We start from the raw sequence: 3,741 nt of genomic DNA, 5'->3' as shown, positions 1-3,741 counted from the left end.
TCAATTATTAGAGGAATTCAATACTACAACGATAGACTATCCTAAGGACATGACAGTTGTTGATTTGTTTGAATCACAGGCTGGAAAGACTCCCGATACTACTGCTGTGGTTTATGAGGGACATAGTCTTACGTACAGGGAATTGGATGAAAAATCCAACCAGTTGGCTCACTACCTTCTGGATCAGGGAGTCTCTGCAGAAGATTTAGTGGGTATCTGCATGAACCGCAGCCTGGAGATGATCACCGGTATCTTGGGAATCCTTAAGTCGGGAGCAGCCTATGTTCCTATAGACCCTGATTTTCCTCAGTCCCGTATTGATTATATGCTGGATGATTCCGGAGTCAGGATCCTGCTGAGTGATGCTGCCAACAGCGCTGTTTTCTCATCCCGTGAATCTTTAGCAGTTATAGAACTGGATACCGATTGGGAGGATAATATGGGTCATCATTCTGTTGCCAGGTTAGACAGGATCGCTTCTCCTGATAATCTGGTGTATGTCATTTATACCTCCGGGAGTACGGGTATGCCAAAAGGGGTTGAGATCGCCCACAGATCATTAACAGATTATTTTTATGGACTTTTGTCCAAGACCAATATTTCGTCATGCCGCAGTTTTGGTTCCACTTCCAGTATCGCCACGGATTTGGGAAATACGATACTTTATCCCTCATTGTTAACAGGCGGAACGCTTTATGTGCTCTCTGACGATGAATTGATCGATGCAGATAGAATCTCCGTTCTGGATATTGACTGTTTAAAAATGGTTCCCTCTCACTGGAAGAGCTTACAATCTAATGATACGTTACTTGTTCCTAATAAGTGCCTGATACTGGGCGGCGAAGCCTTTACCGATGGTATTTTCTCTCTTTTGGCCTCAAATGATGTGCGTTGTGAGGTTTACAACCATTATGGTCCTACCGAGACCACCATAGGAAAACTGATTTATCAAGTTGATTTCACCCGGGAATTGTCCCGTTCAATTCCATTAGGCGTTCCTTTTGGGACTACGGGTGTTTATGTATTGGATTCCGAAGATCGTTTATGTCCAATAGGATCTGCCGGAGAATTATGCATAGGAGGCTTAGGAGTGGCAAGAGGTTATTTGAACAATGATGAGCTGACGCATGAAAAGTTCATCTCCAATCCTTTCAAAGCAGGAGATCGTTTGTATAAGACGGGCGACTTAGCCAAATGGCTGCCTGACGGGAATATTGAGTTTTTAGGCAGAAAGGACAACCAGGTCAAGATCAACGGCTACCGTATTGAGTTGGGGGAGATCGAGAATGTATTGTCAGGATTACCTGGAGTCGTCCAATCCTGTGTTTTGGCCAAATCGGACGAACATGACGACAAAAGATTGATTGGTTATGTGGTAATGGATGGAGATTTTGACAAAGAGGCATTACAGTCACAATTACATGAAATTTTACCTGAATATATGGTTCCGAGGTTGTGGATAGAACTGGACGCGCTTCCATTGACCTCCAATGGTAAGCTCGATAGAAAAGCATTACCTGATATAGACTCCTCTGCTTTGTCCACGAACGCCTATGTTGCTCCAGGGACAGAGCTCGAAAAAAGCTTAGCAGAGATCTGGCAGGAGTTGTTGGGAATTGATAAAGTAGGCGTTCACGATAACTTCTTCGAACTGGGCGGCCAAAGCTTATTATCGATCCGTTTGATAGCGAGGATCCGAAAGCTTGGGTATACGGTGAACATTGGCGATTTTTACAATGGGCCCACTATCGCTCAATTGAGCACAAAATTAACCTCTACCGAAGAAGGCTATAAGATTCCTGAGAATGGTATTGTCAGGGATTGTGAGTATATCACTCCTTCGATGGTTCCCCTGGTGGATTTGAGCCAGAATGAGCTGGATATCATTATGGACCATGTTTCTGGAGGGCCCTCCAATATTCAGGATATCTATCCGTTGGCTCCTTTACAGGAAGGTATTTACTTCCATCATTTGATGAGCGATGCCACCAAAGGAGATCCTTATGTATTGTCACAGTTATTGTCTTTTTCCTCGTTAGAAAAGCGCTCTGAATTTATTGAAGCCTTGAGGTTTGTTATCAATCGTCATGATGTTCTTCGCACGTGTATTCTGAGTGAAGGTTTTGCTCAGGCTGTCCAGGTGGTACAGAGAACAGCTGAACTTAAGGTAGAAGAACTTGCCATAGATGAGAGATGGGATGTTTTACCTCAGGTCGAGCAGGAGCAGACATCCGGCAACTTGTATATGGACCTTACCCAAGCCCCTGCCATAAGAGTGAAAGCCGCAGATGATGCGGTTAACGGGAAGTATTATCTGGTGTTAAACCACCATCATATGGTGATGGACCACGTCGGGACCTCAAAAATAATAGGTGAGATTAGTCTTTATCTGTCCGGGCAGTCAGGTCTGCTTCCTAAAGCTTCTTTATACAGAGATTTTATAGGGCACACCTTGAATAAAAATAAATTGGATGAGAGTAACAAATACTTTAGTGAATTATTCGGAAAGATTGAATCGCCCACCTATCCATTCAATTTAGTAGATACGAAGATTGATGGGAGTACCACGATCGTTTCCTCCCAGGTGATGGTATCTGCTGAATTACGCGATGGTATCCGAAAGTTGTCTTCAGATCTTCAGATCAGTCCTGCTGTATTGTTCCATGCAGCCTTTGGTCTTGTTTTGGGAAGATGCAGCGGTACAGACTATGCTCTGTTCGGTTCAGTTCTTTTGGGAAGGTTGCAGGGAGCTAAGGGGTCCGAATCTTCTTTGGGGCTGTTTATGAATACCCTTCCTGTCTTATTGGATCTCACAGGAGATATCCCTTCATACATTTCCCGGACGAATAAGCATTTGCAGAGCCTGTTGGATCATGAACAGACTCCTTTATCGAGTGTTCATCACTTGAGCGGTATTCCCAATGATGTTCCTATGTTCAGTGCCTTGTTGAACTACCGTCATTCTGAAGCAGGGTACTTAGATAAGGTCTCTGGTTTTGACGGAGAATTGTTATCTGGTTACTACCGCACCAATTATCCGTTTTATTTGGATGTTGATGACTACAGTCATGATTTTGGTCTGTCCTTCAATATCTTACCGATAGGGATTGATCCTTCTTCTTTGGTTTTCTATATGGAAGAAGCATTAACCGTGCTGCTTACCCATATGAATACGCCCTCGCAAACAACCGTTGAAGAACTGTCAATTTTAAGGCAAGAAGAGACTCATCAATTGGTAGAAGTATTCAACGATACCGCTGTAGACTATCCCAAGGACAGGACGGTAGTTGATTTGTTTGAGGCACAGGCATCAAAGACTCCTGAGTCTATAGCCGTGGTTTATGACGGGCATAGTCTTACGTACAGGGAATTGGATGATAAATCCAACCAGCTTGCTCATTACCTTATGGATAAGGGAGTCTCTTTGGAAGATCTTGTGGGGGTCTGCATGAACCGCAGCCTGGAGATGATCATCGGTATTTTGGGAATCCTGAAGTCAGGAGCAGCTTACGTACCCATCGATCCTGATTATCCACAATCCCGTAAGGAGTATATGCTGGAGGATTCAGGGGTTACGATATTGCTTAGTGACAATGATTCAGATCAATATAAAAGTAACCTGGATGTTATTCTATTGGATAATAATTGGGATACTTTAAGCAAAGTTTCCAGGGATAAAATAGAAAGAACCATTTCTCCTGATAATCTGGCGTATGTGATCTATACCTCCGGAAGTACGGG

The 3,741-nt window shown here is 43.5% G+C and carries 1 protein-coding gene; it reads left to right on the top strand.

Going from position 1 to position 3,741, the window contains the following annotated elements; translation table 11 throughout:
- Nucleotides 1-3,741, top strand: a 3,741-nt coding sequence (locus BUC06_RS23200) for a non-ribosomal peptide synthetase (protein WP_139263430.1), incomplete at both ends; no start/stop codon positions are given.

Origin of the sequence: Chryseobacterium carnipullorum (assembly GCF_900142785.1) — a bacterium.
Taxonomy (GTDB): Bacteria; Bacteroidota; Bacteroidia; order Flavobacteriales; family Weeksellaceae; genus Chryseobacterium; species Chryseobacterium carnipullorum.
Note: the sequence above shows the minus strand (reverse complement) of the source record. Positions and strands in the feature narration are given on the sequence as shown.